Here is a 22,449-nt window from a genome sequence, read left to right as displayed (position 1 = left end):
AGAAACAAAAATAAAACAAAGACGTTTTTTTAGATTATTTCACATATTTTTCGGTCCGTGCATCAGAGATTACACCCTTATAATCTAAGCCATAGCCAAAATCATACAGATTGCCTGCTGTATCCTTGTATACCTCCAAGTCATGTGCAACATCTTCCTGCTGGTTTTCTACCGTGTCCATATCTGCTGGGAACTGCATTGGTAAAAGCCCTTTTGGCTCCTGCTTTCCTAAAATAATGTCGAAATAGGCCTGATCGCTCACAGAAAAGCCAGTTACGATGGCATCAGCGTCTTTTTCAAATTCACTCACCACTACTGGATTTTTAGCTTTCAGAACAACAATAACCGGTACTTTTTTCCCTGTATCTTTTTCAATTTGTTCACTCTGCTTCTTAGCATTTTTAAAGGCTTCCAAATCATAGCTATTGCTGATGACTGCGGTCTGTCCATAATAACTGCGGTTCTCCTTTTCACCATTTTCCAAAACATCTCCGCTAATAGATGTTTTGCGGACATTCTTACCATCCGCTTTATAAGTGCCGTACTGCAGAGACAGCGGATAGAAAACATCGTCTTTTAGACCGGCACTACTAAAGGGACTGCCATTATCCGGACTACTCATTCCAATAACAATCATATCTACATTTTTCAAATCCGGTGCTTTAAAGCCTGTTACCTTTTCTCCTTCTTTAATTGGTTCATCCGTCAGAACTTCTTTGAAGTATTCTTTCGCTGCGTCCACATTCATTGTAGGCTCAGCTGTATCCTGTGCGTCTGCAAAAACGGTTTTAAACTCATGATGGATTGAGCTTGGGAGATAGACTACTTTCTCCTGATAATCTTTTTCTACATTTGCTTCTTTAATGGTCTCATCACTGTTTTTCAGCATAACAATTGAATCCAGCTGTGCCTGATAACCGTCTGTTCTTTTTTCTTCACTGCCGACGATTTCAGCAGAAGAAGCTAAGGACAGATACGGATTTTCAAAAATTCCCGGCAGCATCATCATCTTGACCAGACGAGCCCCAGACTGCTGGAAGCGTTCTTCCGCCGATATATCTACGTCGCCCTTTTCATAAGCTGCATCCCATAGCTCATAAGCATCGAGAACTGGCTGAATTGCATTGTTCCCGCCAAACATATCCACACCAGTCAGCAGGACTTCATAGTGCCGCTGAGCGACTGTCTCATCCTCCACTCCCCAGGCTGTACCAATACCCAAAACATTATCAGGATCAGAAACCGCTGAAGTGACCGTCCAGTCTGTACAAATAATCCCTTCATACTTATTATCTTTACGCAAAATATCAATTTTATCCTTATCATATGCAGAACCTTTATTTACTCCAAATACTGGATTGCCGTCTTTATCAATTGCTACAGAATAAGAACTCATCACAGAGGCTGCCTGTTCCGTCTTACCATCCAGCTTCATGGCGCCATCTAAAAATGGGATTAGATGCTCTTCAAAATTACCGCCCGGATAAACCGCATATTTACCGCTATTCATATGCGATTCCCGACCGCCTTCGCCCATACCATCTCCTGGGAAATGCTTCACCATAGCGTTAATTGAATCTGCTCCCCAGCCAATATCCGCTCCATCAGAATCATAGGAAGATTGCGAGCCGTCTACATAGGCTTTTGCCATATCTGTCGCCAGTGCCGTATCCTCGCCAAAGGTGCCGTCAGCCCGCAGCCATCTCGGGTCTGTCGCCAGCTCAATCTGTGGACCCAAGGCCGTAGCAATTCCCATCGCCCGATACTCCTCAGAAGCAGCCTTAGAGAATTTCAACATAGTATCAGGATCAAAGGTCGCAGCCAAGCCTAAATTAGAGGGCCATCTGGAGATATCTTCTCCCTCTGCATTATACGAGGCATCTGAACCAGCCGTGCTCCGCGGATCTGAGCTAAAGTTGACTGGAATAAATTTCTTTCCCTCTTCTGTACTCAGTTGCTCTACATACGCCTGCATCTCATTGTTCCAATTAACTGCAGCTTCAACATCATTTCCGCCGGCATTCAGAACATTTCTTAGATTATCTTCGTTCAGATATTTCTTTTGATCGTCGGTTAACCCCTGCTCTGGTTCCCGCTCATGACTACTAAACAGCATTAAACCGGCTATTTCCTCTTTAGTCAGTTCCTTTGCCAAAGAAGCCGCCCGGGTATCAATATCTTTACGCCAATCCTCCCAATCATCCAGCTTACCGTTGCCGTTCATATCCTTAAATGCATAAGTATAATCCCCATCTTCCTCCTCAATCAGCTGAACACCACCATCCTTTAAGTAGCCTAAAACAGCTCCATTATTCGGATTCTTAACGAGTATATAGGTCACATTTCCTTCTGTTTTTTCTTCTGTTGTGTACTTTTGCGGAGTAGTTCCTTCTAATTTTTCTTCTTTAACAGCGTTGCTGTCACAGGCTGCCAATAATACAGATAACGATACCAAAGAAATAAACTTTCCTGCTTTTTTCATAAAAAAACCTCCACTCTTCTCATTAGTCATTCCTATTTATAAAATTGAAAGAAATCTTTTCATCTATCGGTCCCCGTCCCCCTTGTTTATTTTTTTCTTCCAATCATTACAAACACATTTTATGGCTTTCGGCTTCCAACTGATTTTCATCATAAAAAAAGACCTGAACGAATCAAAAAAGGCATGCTTTCAAGCACGTTTTTTAATTCATACAGGTTTAGCTTGTTCGTAAACAATCACTATCCAAATGAAAACTATTCTATTTAACACACTGTCTATTGTAGGAGATAGACTTCAAAATGTCAACGCTTTCTTTTTTGACGTAATAAGCCTCTCTTGATTCTTTTAGAAGAAATTAGACATGAAAAAATAGGCATCCAGTAGTCATCCTTTCATTTTTGTTCGTTGGTTATCACTTCAATCTATGGAGAGCGGCTTTTTAGTTATGATACTCTTTCAGTTGTGCTGATCTATCACACCTTTGGACTTAATTTTATAGATTATATCATCATTGGAAACGACAGAATGTTTTTCCAATTCAACGAAAGAAGGAAGTGATTTTTTGAATGCAAACCAGTTAAAATTTCTTATGATGGGCTTAATGGTCCTCGACCACATCTCATTTTTTGTTTCAGACACGACAGCCACTATTTTCCATATTATTACTCGCTGTGTAGGGGTATTCTTTGCTTATATGGTAGTAGAAGGCTTTTTTTACACACGCAGTCGGCAGAACTATTTGATGCGACTGGGCGCAGCCGCCGGAATGATGGCCGCAGGCAGCAGCTTACTGAATCTATAGCTGGCAGATCCAGCCGTTCAGGTCCACAACAATATCTTTCTAACCTTAACAGCAGGTCTGCTAATGCTGCTGTTGTTCAGCTGGAGCAGTAGTCAAAAACAGCTTGGACTCAAACTAATGGGATTTGCTGGAGCTTTAGCTTTGCTGGCGGCAGGTGCTTTATTTACTGAGGGGGGAATGGTAATTTTACCGTTTATGGCGATTACTTACTTCACTAGAGAAAAAGTTTTACTGAGAGATGCCTGCTACCTAGCCTTTTCCCTACTACTACTCATTACCAGCTTCCAATGGATGGGGGACTGGTCAAATACGCTGCTTATGTTGGGTGTCAATTCTGATTTTGCGTTTATTTCAGTAGTGCCTTTCCTTCATCTTTATAACGGACAAAAAGGACAGACATCCCCAATGACTAAGTACGCCTTTTACCTGTTCTATCCCTTACATCTTTGGGTGATTGCCATTGCTTCAAAGCTTGTGCTGATAAACAGCTGAGTTGTAATAGTCTGGAAATCAAACTAGCCTTCTTTAATCACTGAGCTTCTCCTTATGTCATGCTTTAAGCGTTCTATTAGTTTTCATGTAAAAGCGGCAAAGTTTGCTGTAAAAATATTCGTCCGACAACAAATAAACACCTATGAACAACATTCGTTAATCATGTTGTTCCATAGGTGTTTATCAAGTTTTTAACGGATTTCAATGCGTCTAGGGCATAACTAAATTCCTAAACTTTTAGTATACTTAAATCCAAATAATCAGGCTTCCTTCACACTTTTCAAAATATAGTAGCCTTTATCTTTACTGACAATCTCTACATTGCCAAAAACCTCTGACATTTTCTTCTGAGCGCTGGGTGCTCCTTGTTTCTTTTGAATGACAACAGTTAATGTACCACCTGTCGCCAATAAAGGCTCTGCTCCGCTTAATATTTCATGGACAACTTGCTTTCCAGCCCGAATCGGCGGATTGCTGACAATCGCTGCATAGCTTGTCTCATGAAGCGTCTCATAAATATTAGATGGATGAATGTCTATCTGTTCAATGTGGTTTTTCGCGGCATTTTCCACAGCTAAAGCCACCGCCCGCTGGTTCACATCAATCATTTCCACTGTTCTGCCAGAAGCATGTGCTAAAGCAAGACCAATTGGTCCATACCCACAGCCTACATCCAAAATACGTCCTTCACTTGGTAATTCTTTCCAGTCAAAGACATCAATCAACACGCGGGAACCGTAATCCACTCCTTTACGTGAAAACACTCCGCTGTCCGTCATAAAATGAAAGTTTTTACCTGCCAATTCAAAATCCCATTCTTCAATATCATGAGCGATATCCGGATTTTCTGTATAATAATGATTCGTCATTCGTTTGTCCTCTATCTTTGATTACTTATTATTTCTATTCGAAAGCTGCTGCCAGCAAAACATTGTAGCTCACTCTCATTTATATCTGAGAAAATGCCAGCTGTTCCTACTTAGCTATCCAACAGTTTACCTTTTATCTCCCGAACAATCAAGGCAGCTAAAAACTCATAGCCGGATTCAGAAAAATGCAGTCCGTCATCCTGTAAAAATTCCTCCGTACCTGGGTAAACACTCAGGGCATGATACATATCTACTGTAGGAACAGCAAACTGTTCGCCAATCTCTTTTCCTTTCGCTACAAAGCGGCGCACGGTTTCATCTTGACGACTAGGCTGACGAGCTGATACAACAAATGGAGCCGTAAATAGAATAACCTTTTCTCTGCCAATTTTCTCAATCATCTCTGTTAGGTTCTCGCCATATTTATCAACATCAATTGGATAATTATCTGAACAATCGTTGGCACCGAAAAAGATGGTAACGTAATCAGGCTCCTTAGCCAACACATCTTTTTCAAGCCGCTTCACTCCACCGCTTGAGGTATCTCCTGGAATCCCTGCATTTGAAATCATGATATTTTCAAATCCCTGCGCTGTGAGAGCTGCTTTCACTAAATTCGTTAATATTGGAGAAGCTGCTTCCCCCAGATAACCGGCTGTAATGCTGTCGCCAAATAACACAAGCTTTGTCATGCCTATCCCCTCTTTCACAATTAATAGCTGTATTTTGATTTTATCATACCACTTGCTAAAAACTTTTGCCTAAAGAAACATTTCTTTCCATTATCACTGTATAGATAGCTGTTAATTGTGTTAAAATAGGCAAAGAAAACATGTCACTGTTGGTGGAGGGGCAAATGGACGAAAGAATGAATTACTATCGCATTCCTCGTGAGGAATGGCTGGGGTTTTACCACAAAGGGGAAGCGCCGTTAACTGAAGATGAGTTGGAAAATATCAAAGGGTTCAATGATCAGATTTCTTTGCAGGATGTAGAAGATATTTACGTCCCGTTAACTCATCTGATTCATTTGCATATGAAGGAATTCGAATCCCTGACACTAAGCAAAGGACTGTTTCTGCATAGATATGTACCTGTACCGCCCTTTATCATTGGGATTGCCGGAAGCGTTGCAGTGGGGAAAAGTACGACTGCCCGGCTGCTGCAGACGATTTTGTCCCGGATATTTAAACGTCGAAATGTTCAGCTGATTACAACTGACGGCTTTTTATATCCTAACAAAGTTTTGGAAGAACGAGGCATTATGAACCGTAAAGGCTTTCCGGAAAGCTATGACATGGAGAAGCTCATCAGCTTTTTGAATCTTGTTAAAAACGGTGAAGATGAAATCCGTGTGCCTGTTTATTCCCATAGCGTGTATGACATCATCGATGATGAATACGAAATAATCAATCAGCCGGATATTCTGATTGTGGAAGGGATTAATACTTTACAACTGCCGGCAAATGAACAGATTTATGTCAGTGATTTCTTTGATTTCTCTGTTTTTGTAGACGCCGAACCAAAGCTGATCGAACAATGGTATTTAGAACGTTTTGGGGCTTTGCTCGATACCGCCTTTTTGGATCCAAGTAATTATTATTATCAATACGCAATCGGTGATCGGGAAGAAGCTTTTGAGATGGCCAGAAATGTCTGGAAAAATGTGAATTTGAAGAATTTAGAGGAATACATCTTGCCTACTAGAGGCCGAGCTGATATCATACTCCATAAAAAAGAAAAACATATCATTGATGAAATCTATTTAAGAAAATTCTGATTTTCATTTTCGCTGTTTTCGAACAGGCTGAACCACTGTTGCTTTTAGAGAGAATCAAGGCCTAACACCATTCTGGTTATCGGCTTTTCCTAAGATTTGTTGTTCACTGAAGATTTGCTTTTGCGAATTCGCAGCTACAGGCAGCTTCAGCCAATCTAATCGTTTCTCTTTATATAAAAATAATTCTATAGATAGGGGTAATAAATGTGACGAACGTTTCCGAAATGACAAACGTTGAAAAAATCATCGTGTTGGACTATGGCAGCCAATACAATCAGCTGATCACCCGCCGTATCCGTGAGTTCGGTGTGTTTTCAGAGTTATTGAGCCACCGCATTACTGCTGCAGAAGTGAAAGAAATCGCACCAAAGGGCATCATCTTATCTGGTGGTCCCAACAGTGTCTATGATGACCAAGCTTTCCGCATCGATCCTGAGATTCTCGAATTAGGTATTCCAATTCTAGGTATCTGCTACGGGATGCAGCTTTTGACTTATTGTCTAGACGGAAAAGTTGAACCAGCCAAAAACCGTGAATACGGAAAAGCTGAACTGGAAGTAACAGCAGCCGATGCGGCTTTATTCAAAGGCTTGCCTTCACCGCAAACTGTTTGGATGAGCCATGGAGATTTAGTCACTGAGCTTCCTGAAGGCTTCGAGCTTGTTGCTACAAGTAAAGACTGTCCAATTGCTTCTATTCAAAATAAAGAACGCAACTTCTATGGCGTACAATTCCACCCGGAAGTTCGCCATTCTGAATACGGTAATGATTTGCTCCGTCATTTCGCCTTTGATGTCTGCAACTGTACTGGCGACTGGTCGATGGAAAACTTCATTGATATGGAAATCGCAAAGGTGCGTGAGCAGGTAGGCGATCGTAAAGTTCTGCTGGCACTGTCCGGCGGAGTGGATTCCAGCGTTGTCGGCGTACTGCTGCAAAAAGCCATTGGCGACCAATTGACGTGTATCTTTGTCGACCATGGATTGCTTCGCAAAGGTGAAGGCGATCAGGTGATGGATATGCTGGGCGGAAAATTTGGTTTAAACATTATCCGTGTGAACGCTCAAAAACGTTTCCTTGATAAATTAGCTGGTGTTTCTGATCCGGAAGAAAAACGTAAAATCATCGGCAATGAGTTCGTCTATGTCTTTGATGATGAAGCAACCAAGCTGGAAGGCATTGACTTCCTTGCACAAGGAACGCTTTATACAGACGTAATCGAAAGCGGTACTGAAACTGCGCAGACAATCAAATCCCACCACAACGTAGGTGGTCTGCCGGAAGACATGCAGTTCGAATTAATCGAACCATTAAATACCCTGTTCAAGGATGAAGTTCGTGCCTTGGGTACAGAGCTAGGCATGCCTGACCATATCGTTTGGCGGCAGCCATTCCCTGGACCTGGTCTAGGCATCCGCGTACTTGGTGAAATCACTGAAGAAAAACTGGAAATCGTTCGCGAATCAGATGCCATTCTTAGAGAAGAAATCGCTAATGCTGGCCTGGACCGTGATATCTGGCAATACTTCACTGTGCTGCCCGGCATCCGCAGTGTAGGTGTAATGGGTGATGGACGGACATATGACTATACAGTGGGTATCCGTGCAGTAACCTCAATCGACGGCATGACTGCCGACTTCGCCCGTATCCCATGGGAAGTCCTGCAGAAAATCAGCGTACGTATCGTGAACGAAGTGGCTCATGTCAATCGTATCGTGTACGATATTACGAGTAAACCTCCAGCAACTGTGGAGTGGGAATAGCCTAAAATCATGAAGTTCAATAGAATCAAGGATTTTTAAGGCGTTTGTAGAGGTATAAAACAGCTTAAAAATGGGTTAGTTCGGGTTAAGTGTCCCCGAACTGTCCCCAAAAACTAAAATAAAGAGCTTAGGACAAATGTCCCGAGCTCTTTAAAACTTTATTCTAAATTAGCTTTATACTCTATATATACGTCTTCATATTCTTTTGTAAAGAGACCTCTATTCTTTTTCAAATTCAGAATATTTAATTCAACCCCGCTCTCCATAATTCTATTTATTGTTGCTTCATTATCTGTAACGGATAAAAAACTTTGTGTGAAATGCCCCATTTTTGATACTAAAAAATCTGTAGTCTTATTAAAATCACTTTTGGAAAAATCATCTTTAATATAAGTATCTATATATAGAGGTAACGAAGTACATGATTTATTTTCATCAATTATTTCATAAATCGATAAATATTGTGATAAAAATGCTTGAACTTTTGATAAACCAGATTGATTAATATTAACTGATTCGAAATTAGTTCTGTAATATGCATTATATGAAAATGGAATATCCAACTCCTCAAAAGCTGACCTCATCAATTTTTGATATTTTTCATGAATACTATTTTTATTTAAATCATTCAATTGCTCTTCAATTAATTCAAGCTCTTCTTCAATTTCATACCTACTATTTCTTAATTCATTTATTTCTTTTTCTAATTTAATATTTACTTGAGAAAAAGCATAGCTTTCAGCTCTTTCAGAAAGAGATATAGTTTTATTCGTAGCATTCAATTTTTTGTTAAAAGCGTTTTCGTTCTCTAAAGTGTTCTTTAGTTCTGTTTTTATAGTAGATAGTTCATTTCTATTTTCCTCAAATAACAAAACTAGCTTTTCTCTTTCATTAATTAAATTTTCTTTTTTCAAAAGTAATTCATAGTTATCTGACATTTTTTTATATATCAGTTGATTACAATTTGGACAATGCGCTTCTAACTCCTCTGGTATGATTTGATTTATTACTTGATTCAACTGTGCTATTTGACTTTCCATTCTGTTGTGTTCATATAGAGACTTATTATACTTATCTTTCAGTTGATGTTCTGTATTAACAATATTTTCATAGACAGAAAGAACTATTTTATATTTTTCTTGGAATTTATCTATATCTACGTCTTCTATTATTTTCATATTTGCCAAATTTTCTTGTAAAATAGTGTTTTTACTCTCTATTAAAGAATCTGTATATAATAAACGCTTCTTTTGTTCATTTTTACGTAAACTCAACCTGTAGTATTCATTAGAACGCATTCCTGTATAAAATTCTAGTACTATTTTTTTATAATTATTTATGAAATTTATATTTGAAAATGTAGAACTTAGATAAGTTTGCCAACTATAATCTTGATCCATATAGAATGGTAAAAATAGATGGTTGGGATATAATTTTGTTTTTTCTCCTTTTTTATTCAAAGTCTCTAATTCTATATTCAATACTTCGTTCAACTTATCCTTAAAGTCTTTAGTGCTAAAATAGGTATAAGACTCATTATCAGAAAATAATTTGAAATAGTTTTTGCCTTTTCCTTTTTCAACTAATTTTCTTCTAACCAAAATATAGTCTGACTGGTTTACCGTAAATTCTATTACAAAAATTAAATTGTTATTTTGATTTTGTAATTCAAAATTACGAACATCACAACCAAATGTATACATAATAGCTCTGGCTAAAGAAGTTTTCCCAGAATCCTTTTCTCCAACAATCAAATTCAAACCTTTTTCGAAAGTTTCATGAAATGCTTTAGAGTTTAAAGAGTCTAATATCGAAAATTTTCTTATTTTTAAATGCAATTCTATCACCTCGTGTTAAATTACTAATAATATTAATGCCTTTATTTCATGTTCTTCCAATCTTAAAACCATGTCTTCACATTGATAATTGTTAAGTATCTCCTCATAAAAATCATTAATACTATCATAAATATTCAACTCATATAAGCTCTTAAGAATATGGTAATCTTTATTGATTGCGTGTTGTTCTATTGTATAAATATTTTTATACATTTCAAAACTTCGTTTTATGCTTAATCTCCCTTGATCTTCTCTGTTTAAATTATTGGAAACTAAATGAAATTCTTTATCGTTATCCATATTTAAATAATTTTTTAACTCTTCCATTAAAAAATTATACGTTAAACTCTCTTTACTTTTTCTAATACTTTTTATTTTTAACAGCAGCGACGCATAAAGTGCTCTACTATTAATTTTATTAGAACCAAACTTTTCAGTTATTACATCTTCTATAAAGATGCGTGTGACTTCTTCATGATAAGGCTTAGGAATTAATCTTCTTGCTTTTATGTTTTCCCAGTCGTAAGAAGTATGTTTTGTTTTTGTGACTATTTCATTTTTTGCTTTGTCCCCTATATCTTCAAAACATAATACTCTCATATCCTTTAACAATTCAGGAGCTTCTTTTTTGTTATTCCATAAATTGTTGGAAAATTCTTTTGTCGTACAAGTTACTAAAGTTGTTTCCACAGGTAGTTCTGAAAATTCCCTTTTTACTTCTAAATAATTATCATACATTTTTTCAATAATGGATTCTTTTTTATCTATACTCTTACTTCTATTTTGTGTTAAACAACCTAATGTGATGTTAGTATTAATTCCTTTAGATTGATACAGGTTTATTTTTTCTGATATTATTATAAAATCTTCAATTTTTTCATATAAAAGTGCAAATGAGTTGCCCTCAGCAATTTTTTCAAACATTAAATAAATTGCAGAAGATAATTGAAATTCAAAACCATCTAATGCACTGTCCCCACCTATTTCTGTATCAGTTAATTGTGATATTCCATCAGCAATTTTCAGCATATCCATATTTATTTTCACCTACCCTTACTTTGCACTAAATTTATTGTTAATTTGAATTGAATAAACCATTTATGAATATTTCACTTTATTACCTATAATTATAATACCAAATAAAAGGAGAATGTTTAACAAAAAGTTGAGCTCATCATATTTTTTATTATATATTTTCTAGCTACGCAATCTATTACAACCATACTCAACGTGTTATAATTCAAACAAGGAGCTGATCATACTATGTTCAAAAATAAAGGAGACAGACTCGAATCTCTTGTTCAATATGTATACCAAGTGCTATCTAATTCCTCAAATCAAAAAATAGAAGTCATTAACAAACATGATATAATTGGTAAGTCAGGAGTCAAACACAATATAGATGTATATTATCAATTCAAATTAAACGGAATAACTCATAAGGTTATTTTTGAATGTAAGAACTGGAAGACAAAAATATCAAAAGAAAAGGTTTTGGCTTTTAAATCAATTCTTGATGATATTCCTAACTCAGTGGGAATAATGATAGCTCCCAAAGGTTATCAGAGTGGTGCAAAACAGTTTGCTGAGCATCATGGAATAGAGTTAGTATCAGGAAGCGAAAAATCATTACTCGCCTTAGCTGCTGGCGAAAAATTAAAAGTCATTTTACCTGATGAATCTGTAGTTGGTCAACCATTCTATTGTATTATGGAGGATGGGGGAGATAATCAAATAACTGGTACATATATGAGAAATATATCAGCGAATGGCGAATCTTTTTTACGTCTATTTTTTTCAAAAGTAGAGGCTATAGAAAACTCAAATTTAATGTACGGAGAAACAGTAGTTAGAGGTTTAGATAAAAAGCACCTTGCAATACTTTGCGATTATAGTGAAAATTTTGAACTTCAATTAGCTATCCAACCATTTCTACAGGAGCAAGCCCTAGGCGTAGAACCCCGAATGATAAGGGATTACTTTCTTGATTAACCAAACCATACAATTTTAAACTTTCAAGATAATATAAAACTAAGTCAAATTAAGAAATCAGGACATATTTCTGTACTATAAGCAAACATACTAAGATTAGAGAGAAAGTAAACTCGTCTTAGTATGTTTATTGTTAGAATCTTTGAACTTTTACTTTATTCCTCATGTTCTCAACATGAATTTCCAGTTTATTCGTATCCTTTAAATAACTTTCATAGAACGTATCAAAAATTTTTGAATGAGCATGAAACTCTTTTATTATTTTTTTCTTATTAATAGGTGTCGATTCATTAGCAAAAAAATTTTTCATTAATTCCAGCATGGTTTTCCATGACTGGAAATGTTCCAAAATTTCTTGCATAGTATAAATATCTTGTTGACTAATTTCTTTGATCGGTTGGTTATTTTTAGTTATTGTATTTTTCATCATCTATACCTCCAAATATTTTTATGCGATTTTTGCATAGAAACAAACATGCGAAAAACGCATACTATAAAATTGCCCTGAGGTGATTTTATGTATTATCGAATTCGCGACTACTGACTTAAGCCAAGAACAGATAGCCAAGCTTTTAAATGTCAGTCAAACAACTTATTCTCGATATGAAACAGGAAATTTGGAAATCCCTATTCCATCTTTAATAGCATTAGCTACCTTTTATTCTACCAGCATTGATTATCTCGTAGAATTAACAGAGTACAAACAAGCTTATCCAAACAAAAAGAAGTAGATCAGAACAATACTATTAGTTAGGTACTATTCTGATCTACTATTATTCTATTTTAAAACTTTCATATTATCTGCTTTGAAAGATAACGCAATGAACTTCCAAATACTTCGATTATTTTGCCCAATAGCTCCTATTCTTTAGTCGACTACTCACTGTTCAACACCACTATAGCTACCTAAAAATAAAGTAAAGAATATCCTGTCCGAAAGTTTCTTAGTAATATAAATCTGATTTTTTAGTAAATATAGCTGTGCCTCCAAAAATGATTAGTTACATTTCCCCGAAACATTTAACCTGATTTCCGTTTCCATATGGTAAAATAAATTCACATATCAAATTTAATAATAAAAAGATTAAAAAGGAGAAGGTAGATGGGACTTAGTTTTTTTGTTGGTGAAATTCAGGAACAAACCAATGTCGCTGTGACCATGGCAAACGAGTATATTCAGGATGCGGGTCTGTTAAAAGATGCGATGACTGCCTATTTAAATGCACCCTTGTCCGGCAAAACCTACGATTCTGCAAGACGTTATTTCATGGCTGTCTATCCCCCACTTTCTAATGCCTTAATCCTGGCAGCGGAGTCACTAAGTGAAGCCCACCAAAAATACCCGGCAAAGTTTCAGGAAATAGTCGGTGGAGGGGATATCGAAGAAGACCGGTTGCGTGATCAGATCCAACAAGGACAGAGCTTATTGCGCTCGTATGCAAATGTAATGGATAAGCTGGAGGAACAGAACATACACCTAGAACGGTGCTATATGAGTGTTCAGGGAAGCATTGCTAAACTAGAAGAACGACTGCAGAAGTTGTATACTTTTGATAGTGTATCTGCCGGTATATTTACTGAAGCAGAGGCAAACATTGAGAATCTGGAACGAGCGATTGCGGCGTTGAACAAAGGTGGAGCATGGAATCCAGCTTCTGGAACTTTTGATGTGACCAGACTTGATATGACCTGGGTAAAACCGATTCAAGAAAAGTGGCAAGAGCGGGAACAGGCGATTCAAGAAAAACTGATGAAGAATTTGCTGGACTACGAATTACGACCCACGCAAGGACCCAACGGGACAGTGCTTTATGAGGTCTATGTAAATGGAGAATTAGATCCGGAAGCAACGCTGCAATACAAAACCTATCTTGCCTTGAAGGAACGGCAAGAGCTGCTGGAAAATCCATTAACCACTGAAGAAAAGCTGTTATTAGCGACTCTCTTTGTTGGCGTAGCGTTCGTGATTGGCGGTTCACTGGTGACAATCACAGGTGTGACAGGTATAATCGACGGAATGCCAGTTCTTGCAACAAATGCAGGTGGATCAGCGATTCTAGCGCAAACCCTGACAATAAACAAAGATGCACTACTAACAACAGTAGAGGGCTTTGTGATTACCAGTGCAGGTGTTGTTACGATTATGGCTAGTAATGATGTAACTAAAAGCTCCCATGCAAAAATTAGATCAGCTGAAGGTAGAAATGTTAATACAGCAATTAATGACTTGCAACGAGCTAGACCTTCAGATGTTATGATACAAGAGGATGGGCGTTGGTTGGTTAGAGGCCAAAACGGGCGAGTCCATGTGCTAGAAGCTAATGGTGAAATCGTAACTACCATGAATAATGTAACTAAGAGCAATCTTCAAATGAGATTACAGAGTAGTAGGTGGTCAAAATTGACATTAGAACAGATAAATAAATTCAAAACAGATTTCAGTAACTATGTAAATTGGGACTAAAGGAGATAGCAAATATGGATAATGAATTGATGTATGAAAAATATATAGTCAGCATAGAAGATGTCGCTTTAGATATCAGTCAGACAGACTATTGGCGTAAAAAAATATTCGCAAGTGATTATGACCAAAGAATTTTGATAAGCAAACTTGATATAGACGAAATTCCTGATTATATTAAACCAATATTTATTGAAGAGGGGTTCACATTTCTAGTATCAAAAGTTAAAGAAAGTCCAGAATCAGACCCCTTTGATGAAGGAAGTATCATTTTTAAATTTGAAGCAGTTCCCTTTCCAGATATTGTGAGGTATACGGGAAACTAGCATAGATTAATTAAGTTATTTAATAGGTAGCATTATGCCCATTGTGAAAAAAAGAAAATGATTCTCTTATTATAATAATAAGTGCTTTGAGACCCTATTTTAAGTGACACGATTAAAATCGATAGAATTGTAGTTGCTACTAGAGATCAGTTATGATGAGGAGAAAATGATGTATAAAGACACAAATAACGAGATAATATGCCCCTATTGTAACTATAAGGCATAGTAGAAAAAATTCCAATCTAAAATGAACAATGAAATAATTTACAGGTGTGATGAATGCTTTGGTATTTATGAGTCTTTAATTGATTTGGAGTATACGGTAAAAGTAGAGCTAGGTTCAGGTTATGCAACTATGATAAGCGTTGATGTTGATAACTTGAAAGAGATACGATTAAAATAGGCAGATTAACAACAAAAGATTTAGAGAAATATAGAATCAATTATAAGGAACTCCCTCCTCTAAAAGAAATTGATTATTACGCTAAAGGTTACATTAATGGCCGATTGATAATAAAGTAAGGAGGAAAACTGTGCAGTCAAATGAAGCATGGAAAAAAGAAATAGGTGAACTTGAAAATTTTGAAAATTCGCAAGCATTAAAATTTACCTTAGATGAACTGAATAGCTTTTTTAATAAACGTTTAGTTGATGTATATGGATGCTTAATATTTTCAAACAGAGAATCTAGTATGTCACAGGAAAATTTTGAAGCTCATTTAAAAAATTTTCTTGATCGAACGGGGTATGAAGCTTCTGCAAATGAAATTCGAATGATTGATTTTTTTGAACAGTCGCTAACTATTCAAGAACAAGTGCAGCTTGCGAGGGTATTTATTCAGAATATTAACTCCCGCTTGCAGTTATTAACCTCCCAAAGAATTATTTATATATTTGGAATTAATGATAATATACTAACAACCAGGTTTCACCAAGAGTGGGAGGATGAGAGTAGTTGGTTAGGAGACCTAGAAGGCTTCACAAGTCCAATAGCGGTTGTAACCAGCGAAGAGTTACCTGAAAACTTTTTCAAAATTACCAATGTATAAAATCTGTTTTGGAAAACAAGGATTTACTACTGAATATTAGTAGACAATTAAGACAAGCATGAACCCAATAGTACAAAAATGCAGCTGCGGCGTTGATTCTGGAAAAATTATAAATCCTGACAGTATGATGTTAGCACCTCCAAGAATTCAAAATTGTTGAAAAAACCAGAAATAAATAAAGCAATTGAAAGAGCACTTAAATATTTAGGAGAGTGAAAATAATGTTAACAAATAAATGTTGGGAAGAAGAACTCGCACAAAATAATGAAAATATTACTGAACATGAACTAATTTTCAATATAGATGATTTTAACCGCTGTATTAACATGGAAATATATGATATGCATGATTGCTTGACGCTTTCAACTAGAGGTATTGAAATATCGGCAAAGCAATTTGATGCTATTTTGAAGGAGTATCCTTTAGGAAGAGTAGGATATGAAGTTTATAATAATGAATTTAGAGTAATTGATTTTGTCAGCCAGGATTTGTCCATTAGGGCACAATGGCAATTCGGTAGGATGTATATTCAATATTTAAATTCTCGCTTAACTTTAATTAAAGACAGAAAAATATATTATATCTTATCCATTAATGATGATATTTTGACAATTAGATTCCATCAAGAATGGGAAGAAGAAATACATTACTTTAGCAATATAGATATCAATGATCGTTCAGAGCCAATTGCGATTATTACAAGTAGTAAACTTCCAACTAATTTTTTAAGGCTAAATTAAACCTCTGAATTCGATTGCTCTTTTGTAAGAACACTAGCAATTCCCTTTTAGAACCTAGAAAATAACCAAACATGTTAAAACGTAGATATACAAGTAATAGTTATGGTGAACTATGATGCAGTAATGTCAGGCTAATTTACACTTGATTTTATCCCCTCACTGATAACATTCAAATAAAATCATACTCATTTCAAACAAACGAAATAGCTACCTACTTTCAGTATCGTTCAACGTATCTCTGAAGATGCAGCTCTTGGAACATCATTTATTTAGTTTTAGTGAGACATAACTCATTGAGTTATATCCTACTCACTTGGAATCCGGATAAACGGTGGGAGCAGAAGCAATCCCTTCGGAAATAAGCCGACATTCACAAAAATTTGTGGAACAATTTCCGTGAATTTCTTCTTATTTCTCGGGACTAAACACTTCGGTCCCATCCTCTTCTTTTATATACAATATCCACCATGTTAAAAACGCCTACTCATGAACCTCTTCTTGTCACCTTCACAACTCCCCGGATTCTAAAAGATTCAGCCTTATCCTCTCTTTATTTGTTACATTAATCATTTTAAATGTCTTTTTAGCTGCTACGTTGCCTATCTCACACTTAAATATTTCAGGAAGCTCTTTTTCAAAGAGTAGCCTCTCAGTTTTAGATAAACTAACGGTTTTCTCTTTAGCAGCGGCTATAATCTTTATTTTCTCAATACTAGTAGGGGGAAACAACCGCCATTTACAATACTATCTCCGCCAATCCATTTTCGTAAATATCTGGCTAACTCATTATATTTTCTTTTTTATTAGAAAAAACTATAAAAAGCCTACCATAATAAATCACTTCACTTTACAACGTATATACAAAATGCTATAATATTGTCAAGAAAGGGGTTGAGAATATGGCCCAGTTAAACCTACGATTAGACGATGACTTAAAAGAAGAGTCAGCAAAGTTTTTCAATGAGATTGGTATGGATTTATCTACGGGAATCAAAATATATTTGACAAAGGTCGTTAAGGAACAAGCAATTCCGTTCACATTATCTCTAGCTCAAGACGATTTATCTCAAGCACTGAAAGAAATTGAAAGTGGCAATTACAAGACTTTTAATAACAAACAAGAACTAATGAAAGAATTAAACAATGAAGATTAGAACAGTTCCTACATTTGAACGAAACTATAAGGCTCTAAAGAAAAAACATTATGACATGACTAAATTTGAGGTAGTTCTTGATTTGCTACTTAGCCAAGATACTGAGCAACTGGTGCATAAATATGGAGACCACGCCTTAAAAGGAAATAAAAAAGGCTTGCGAGAACTTCATATCGAAAGTGATTGGTTACTTGTTTATCGAATTGATAACGGCTGTTTGGAATTATGGCTACTTGCGACTGGTTCGCATGACCAAATATTCAGAAATACTTAGGCGGTCTCTTTTAATTTTCTACGGGATACTCTGTTTATCTATTGATAACATAAAATCAGTTTTAGTAACTTTTCAACACTCATTATATAATAGCAAAGATTAGTCTTTATTTAGTCAGCTGATAAAATCAATTCTAGGGTAACGTTGAGGTTGTGACAAAAGCGTTCAGCTCCGAGAAATAAGCCATACGATACGAAAATGGCGTCACACATTTTCACTATTGTACGGCTTATTTCCGAAGGAGCAGCTTGTGAATCGCTGTTTATTCAGGTTTTGGGCGTAGAAAAAGTTAAGATTCATTTATGTTCCTGACTCCTCTTACCTATACAATAGCCATTATGTTAAAAACGACTACTGATGAACCTCTTCTTTTCACCTTCACAACTCCCCGGATTCTAAAAGATTCAGCCTTATTCCCTCTTTATTTGTTACATTAATCATTTTAATTGTCTTTTTAGCTGCTACACTGCCTATCTCACACTTAAATATTTCAGGAAGCTCTTTTTCAAAGAGTAGCCGTTCAGTTTTAGATAAACTAACGGTTTTCTCTTTAGCAGCAGCAGCTATAATTTTTATTTTCTCAATACTAGTAGGAGGGAAACAACCGCCGTTTACAATAATTTCTTCTTTAGCACATTTTCGTAAATATTCGGCTAACTCATTTTCAATCATGTATGAGATACTTTGATTAATTTTCGAAACACTTTGATTCGTACCCAATCTGCTCTCATCTATTTCAAATCCGTCAACCCCATATACAAAATAATAAAAGCCTGCATTTGATTTATTTAATTCTGATGGTTGAGAACCAAGTGCTCGGGAAGAGGTCTTTGTTTGATGAACATATATCCTATCTCTCCAATCTGGGGCTGTTCCAACATAATAATTTCCAGTTCTTTTATATTTCAGTACATAAAGATTCCAGGCCATTCTTCTTCCTCTTTTCTATACATTTTGTTTTCTAGCTTTATTATCTATTTTATCATTCATCACCCATTAAAATAGCTATTTTTTAACTCATGGTATTCATTCAAGCGTAGATTTTAGGCTATCCTCAAAGATAAGAAAAACAGTCTATTCTTGCTTAAACAAGTCATTTCACACTAATTACGCAATAAATAGCTACTGTTTTAAAATCCTATTCCATTGGCTTTTTCCAAATTTCTAAATTTCCCAAACTGAAAAAACTTGACTCTTCCTTTAGGGAAGCATTTATAATTACACTTGTATCATAGAAGGAGAGGAGAGTTTATGAATAAATTAATTAAGATTAGGGATGTATCAAGCAAATATGATATTACCGCCCGTACGCTGCGCTATTACGAGGACATGGGTCTGCTGCGAAGTATTCGCAGTGAAGACGTTACTTACAGAATGTATGATGAGGATGCGGTCAGAAGGATTGAGCAAATCCTTATTTTACGCAAACTGAATATTAGCATAAAAGATATTCAGCGTATTTTCAGTGCTTCCGGGTCAGATGTCGTTCTTGATGTATTAGGGAAGAAAGTTGAAAACATTGACGATGAAGTTTCCCTGCTGCATGAATTGAAAAATATTGTCTTAGATTTTATCCAAGAAATAGAAAGAATGAATTTTACAGATAACGCAGATATCAAACAGCTATATAACAAGGCAAAGGAAATTGAAACACAATTTGTAAGCGTTGATTATATTGGAAAGCCCTCCAATGTCAGCCGCTTGATTGAGATAACCGATCAGCTGGACAAGAAGGTTCCAGATGTCATGGTGGTCAGAGTTCCCGGCTTTAGAGCAATCACATCTGGTGAACAAACATGGATGGACATTTTTAAAGAGGGCGGCTATATGTGGCAGCTGTGGCGGCATTATGATAAGTTCAAAACAGTCATTTTTGACTGTTTAGATTTTACCTTACCGAAAGAAGACAAAGCAGAGATGGTTTGTGCGATTAAAGATGAGGTAACCGCAGAAGATGTACAGCCTTTTAACATTATCGATTTTCCAGGGGGCTTATATGCGATGGCTGTCAGCATTGATGAAGACAATGAAAGTATCGAAAAAGTACAAAATAAAATTTACAAATGGCTGGAAAACACTAATTTTGTACTAGATGAAAGTCGTGATTTCATGTTTAATATGCCCTATTTGGACGAAGAAAATCAGTACAATAATGATATTGAAAAAGGTCTCGGCTATAAGCAGATGCAGCGGTATGTTCCGATTAAGCTAAAAGAAGATTAAATGATTTTTTCACAACAAGAATAAAGGACCAATAACAAGGAAGCTGCTTTCCTAGATTATTGGTCTTTTTAGAAGGTTATTTTTTAAACATTCACATACATACAGTTTGTATGTTAAAATAAAAATTGAAAAATAACCCTTTAAAAGGAGAGAAAAATGATGACAACTAGTTGTTACCCCGTATTAATGAGTCAGGATATCCAGAAGGGAGCTGCCTTTTTTATGCAAGTATTTGGCTTCCAAGAAACCTTTACAAGTGATTGGTACATTAGTTTGAAAAATGATGACGATTTTGAGCTGGCGTTAATTGATAGCCAGCACGACACGATTCCAGACCAATATAGAGCTGTCAGTCAAGGAATCATCCTTAATTTCGAAGTGGACAATGTTGATCAGCTTTATGCTGAAATAGTGACAAAACAAAAAGCACCGATTCTAATGGAGCTTCAAGATGAAGACTATGGGCAACGGCATTTCTTAATAGAAAGTCCTGATAAGCTGTTAATCGATGTGATTCAGGTTATACCTCCTAGTGATGACTATCTAGAAAAATATGTAGAAACAGAGTAGGACAAATCTTTTTCAATCAAATACCCCAGATACTAGAGCAAGCTCCGGTATCTGGGGTTATTACTATTGCTTTTCGCTTCTGACCAACAATAATCTTTATATCCACGAAAATTTAATGTCTAATTTACTCATTCAAAGCTCGACTACTACACAGCTGTTTTATCTATTCCCCGTAGTTCACCAATCATAGGCTAAGATATTCTTCGAGTCCTTTTCTATCAATAACGTACACTGAGTTTTGCTTCTCAATTAATCCCTGCTCCCTAAACTGCTTTAAGGTATGGAGTAAGTGCCGGTAGCTCACGCCAAGATACTCTGCAATTTCTGTATGCTTTTCCTTGTAGACATCATCAACCGAGACTTCCAATAGCAGCTCAGCTAATCGATATTTTAGTTCATAGGTCTGATTTGCGGCAAAGTGATCCATCCTCAGGAGCAGTTTTTCCCCCATGTATTTGCTGATTTTCCTTAGAAAAGAATTTCTGTTAAGCAGAACCGTTCGGGCATATCGAATAGGTATAGCCAGACAAACTGTCGAACCGATGGAAACCACGTCTTTCGTCATCGTCTCCGCCTCTAATAGCGTTAAATCTCCGATAATATCTCCTGCTTTAACAAACTGAATAAGAACAGCTTTCCCGTTTTCTTCATTCTTGAGAATCTTGGCTTTTCCCTGAAGAATATAAAATAGAAAATCCAGTTCTTCTCCTTCTTTGTGAATATATTGATTACTGCTGAACTCTGTAATATAGCTTTCTGCTAAATCTTTCTCAGAAAACAAATCAGCATTGGCTGCCAGTTTCTTCTTTGACGAAAGTTGATAGGCGGTTTTTATCATAAAATTTCTCCTTCAAAATATGCTATATCTCATACTCCTTCTTTGGAATTGTATCACATAATAAGAAGCGTAAATAAGAAAGGAGTGTTTTAAATGAAAATGAATATCCAGAATTTTTTGCTCTCTTTAGTTTTTTATATGATTAGCGCCCTTGGTATTAGCTTGACTATTAAAGCAGATATCGGTGTCAGCAGCTTCAATTCTTTCAACGTAGCTTTTTCCACTTTCACGTCTATAAAAGTTGGGACTGTCACTACTTTAATCAACTGTTTGTTTTTAGTTATTTGCTGGCTGCTTGACAGAAAGCGGACAATTAAGAGTTATTTGGTGATGTTGGCTGCTTTAATCAGCTTCGGTAATGTCATTAATCTCTTCTTATATCATCTGTTGGCGCCGATTATGGTCACCTCTTATCTCAGTGGCATTCTGCTATTTATCGCAGGAACAATCATTGCCGGATTTGGAACCGGCCAAGTGCTGGCCTTGGGATTTTTGAAATTCCCTATCGAAAATTTCTGTGCCTTGCTTTCAGCTAGAACTGGCCGGAGCTTTCAATTTTACCGCTATCTGATAGACAGCGTTTGTATTCTTCTTTCCCTGCTTCTCTCTATAACCTATCACCTGCCTGTTTTTGTTCGTGAAGGAACCCTGATTAGCCTCTTTTTATTGTCATTTGTTATTTCCTGGTCGAAGGAGTTACATCTCACTCAGTCAGAAGATAAAGTGAAAAAGAACATGGAATTCTAAGCTTAAGGATTTCATGTTCTTTTTTCAGTGCTTTGCTGTTTAGAAAAGC

Annotated in this window: 20 protein-coding genes and 2 pseudogenes; 14 read left to right on the top strand and 8 right to left on the bottom strand. The window is 36.3% G+C overall.

What is annotated here, in order from left to right:
* Positions 1-34: 34 nt before the first annotated feature.
* Positions 35-2,482: a glycoside hydrolase family 3 protein gene (locus AC1Z3K_RS08405; protein ID WP_461732465.1), complete on the bottom strand. Its 2,448-nt coding sequence runs from the start codon at positions 2,480-2,482 to the stop codon at positions 35-37.
* 511 nt (positions 2,483-2,993) lie between these two features.
* On the opposite strand from AC1Z3K_RS08405, the pseudogene AC1Z3K_RS08400 reads away from it, so the two are divergent.
* Positions 2,994-3,776: pseudogene (locus tag AC1Z3K_RS08400) on the top strand (TraX family protein).
* Positions 3,777-4,036: 260 nt separating this feature from the next.
* Here the strand turns inward: AC1Z3K_RS08400 and AC1Z3K_RS08395 are convergent.
* Positions 4,037-4,645, bottom strand: a complete 609-nt coding sequence (locus AC1Z3K_RS08395) for a class I SAM-dependent methyltransferase (RefSeq protein WP_426082672.1) — start codon at positions 4,643-4,645, stop codon at positions 4,037-4,039.
* 110 nt (positions 4,646-4,755) lie between these two features.
* Complete coding sequence (locus AC1Z3K_RS08390) at positions 4,756-5,337, bottom strand: SGNH/GDSL hydrolase family protein (RefSeq protein ID WP_461732464.1); 582 nt, start codon at positions 5,335-5,337, stop codon at positions 4,756-4,758.
* Positions 5,338-5,501: 164 nt separating this feature from the next.
* Between AC1Z3K_RS08390 and coaA the strand changes: the two genes are divergently transcribed.
* Positions 5,502-6,425 carry a type I pantothenate kinase gene (coaA, locus tag AC1Z3K_RS08385; RefSeq protein ID WP_426082676.1) on the top strand — a complete coding sequence of 308 codons (924 nt, stop codon included), beginning with the start codon at positions 5,502-5,504 and terminating at the stop codon, positions 6,423-6,425.
* Positions 6,426-6,631: 206 nt separating this feature from the next.
* Complete coding sequence (gene guaA / locus AC1Z3K_RS08380) at positions 6,632-8,188, top strand: glutamine-hydrolyzing GMP synthase (RefSeq protein ID WP_461732463.1); 1,557 nt, start codon at positions 6,632-6,634, stop codon at positions 8,186-8,188.
* A 158-nt stretch (positions 8,189-8,346) separates the two neighbouring features.
* On the opposite strand, the gene AC1Z3K_RS08375 is transcribed toward guaA, so the two are convergent.
* Complete coding sequence (locus AC1Z3K_RS08375) at positions 8,347-10,026, bottom strand: hypothetical protein (protein ID WP_461732462.1); 1,680 nt, start codon at positions 10,024-10,026, stop codon at positions 8,347-8,349.
* A 15-nt stretch (positions 10,027-10,041) separates the two neighbouring features.
* Positions 10,042-11,061 (bottom strand): dsDNA nuclease domain-containing protein, encoded by a 1,020-nt coding sequence (locus AC1Z3K_RS08370; protein ID WP_461732461.1) that lies wholly within the window; start codon positions 11,059-11,061, stop codon positions 10,042-10,044.
* A gap of 228 nt (positions 11,062-11,289) precedes the next feature.
* Here AC1Z3K_RS08370 and AC1Z3K_RS08365 point away from each other — a divergent pair, with 228 nt between their 5' ends.
* Positions 11,290-12,018 (top strand): restriction endonuclease, encoded by a 729-nt coding sequence (locus AC1Z3K_RS08365; protein ID WP_461732460.1) that lies wholly within the window; start codon positions 11,290-11,292, stop codon positions 12,016-12,018.
* A 133-nt stretch (positions 12,019-12,151) separates the two neighbouring features.
* Here the strand turns inward: AC1Z3K_RS08365 and AC1Z3K_RS08360 are convergent, their stop codons facing one another.
* On the bottom strand, positions 12,152-12,445 hold the full coding sequence (locus AC1Z3K_RS08360) for a hypothetical protein (RefSeq protein ID WP_461732459.1): 294 nt from the start codon (positions 12,443-12,445) through the stop codon (positions 12,152-12,154).
* A gap of 90 nt (positions 12,446-12,535) precedes the next feature.
* Here AC1Z3K_RS08360 and AC1Z3K_RS08355 point away from each other — a divergent pair.
* The 7 genes and pseudogenes from AC1Z3K_RS08355 to AC1Z3K_RS08325 all read left to right on the top strand — a co-directional run bounded on the left by AC1Z3K_RS08355 (position 12,536) and on the right by AC1Z3K_RS08325 (position 18,022).
* Positions 12,536-12,749, top strand: a pseudogene (locus tag AC1Z3K_RS08355) (helix-turn-helix domain-containing protein).
* Positions 12,750-13,120: 371 nt separating this feature from the next.
* The gene (locus AC1Z3K_RS08350; protein WP_461732458.1) at positions 13,121-14,482 is read left to right on the top strand and encodes a T7SS effector LXG polymorphic toxin; all 1,362 of its coding nucleotides are present in this window, start codon (positions 13,121-13,123) and stop codon (positions 14,480-14,482) included.
* Between the two features lie 14 nt (positions 14,483-14,496).
* Positions 14,497-14,805: a hypothetical protein gene (locus AC1Z3K_RS08345; protein ID WP_461732457.1), complete on the top strand. Its 309-nt coding sequence runs from the start codon at positions 14,497-14,499 to the stop codon at positions 14,803-14,805.
* A gap of 533 nt (positions 14,806-15,338) precedes the next feature.
* Entirely contained in the window at positions 15,339-15,854 is a 516-nt protein-coding gene (locus AC1Z3K_RS08340; RefSeq protein ID WP_461732456.1) for a hypothetical protein, read from the top strand.
* A 221-nt stretch (positions 15,855-16,075) separates the two neighbouring features.
* Positions 16,076-16,594: a hypothetical protein gene (locus tag AC1Z3K_RS08335; protein ID WP_461732455.1), complete on the top strand. Its 519-nt coding sequence runs from the start codon at positions 16,076-16,078 to the stop codon at positions 16,592-16,594.
* An 899-nt stretch (positions 16,595-17,493) separates the two neighbouring features.
* The gene (locus tag AC1Z3K_RS08330) at positions 17,494-17,748 is read left to right on the top strand and encodes a type II toxin-antitoxin system RelB/DinJ family antitoxin (protein ID WP_461732454.1); all 255 of its coding nucleotides are present in this window, start codon (positions 17,494-17,496) and stop codon (positions 17,746-17,748) included.
* Entirely contained in the window at positions 17,738-18,022 is a 285-nt protein-coding gene (locus AC1Z3K_RS08325; RefSeq protein WP_461732453.1) for a type II toxin-antitoxin system YafQ family toxin, read from the top strand. The genes AC1Z3K_RS08330 and AC1Z3K_RS08325 overlap by 11 nt, the downstream gene beginning before the upstream one ends.
* A 378-nt stretch (positions 18,023-18,400) precedes the next feature.
* Here the strand turns inward: AC1Z3K_RS08325 and AC1Z3K_RS08320 are convergent, their stop codons facing one another.
* Positions 18,401-18,952: a hypothetical protein gene (locus AC1Z3K_RS08320; RefSeq protein WP_461732452.1), complete on the bottom strand. Its 552-nt coding sequence runs from the start codon at positions 18,950-18,952 to the stop codon at positions 18,401-18,403.
* 321 nt (positions 18,953-19,273) lie between these two features.
* Between AC1Z3K_RS08320 and AC1Z3K_RS08315 the strand changes: the two genes are divergently transcribed.
* Both AC1Z3K_RS08315 and AC1Z3K_RS08310 read left to right on the top strand, forming a co-directional pair.
* Positions 19,274-20,245 carry a MerR family transcriptional regulator gene (locus AC1Z3K_RS08315; protein ID WP_461732451.1) on the top strand — a complete coding sequence of 324 codons (972 nt, stop codon included), beginning with the start codon at positions 19,274-19,276 and terminating at the stop codon, positions 20,243-20,245.
* 159 nt (positions 20,246-20,404) lie between these two features.
* Complete coding sequence (locus AC1Z3K_RS08310; protein WP_461732450.1) at positions 20,405-20,815, top strand: VOC family protein; 411 nt, start codon at positions 20,405-20,407, stop codon at positions 20,813-20,815.
* A gap of 184 nt (positions 20,816-20,999) precedes the next feature.
* On the opposite strand, the gene yeiL is transcribed toward AC1Z3K_RS08310, so the two are convergent.
* On the bottom strand, positions 21,000-21,653 hold the full coding sequence (gene yeiL / locus AC1Z3K_RS08305; protein ID WP_426082714.1) for a transcriptional regulator YeiL: 654 nt from the start codon (positions 21,651-21,653) through the stop codon (positions 21,000-21,002).
* Between the two features lie 99 nt (positions 21,654-21,752).
* Between yeiL and AC1Z3K_RS08300 the strand changes: the two genes are divergently transcribed.
* Entirely contained in the window at positions 21,753-22,400 is a 648-nt protein-coding gene (locus AC1Z3K_RS08300) for a YczE/YyaS/YitT family protein (protein WP_461732510.1), read from the top strand.
* Positions 22,401-22,449: the final 49 nt, after the last annotated feature.

Source organism: Enterococcus sp. LJL128, assembly GCF_056924295.1.
Note: the sequence above shows the minus strand (reverse complement) of the source record. Positions and strands in the feature narration are given on the sequence as shown.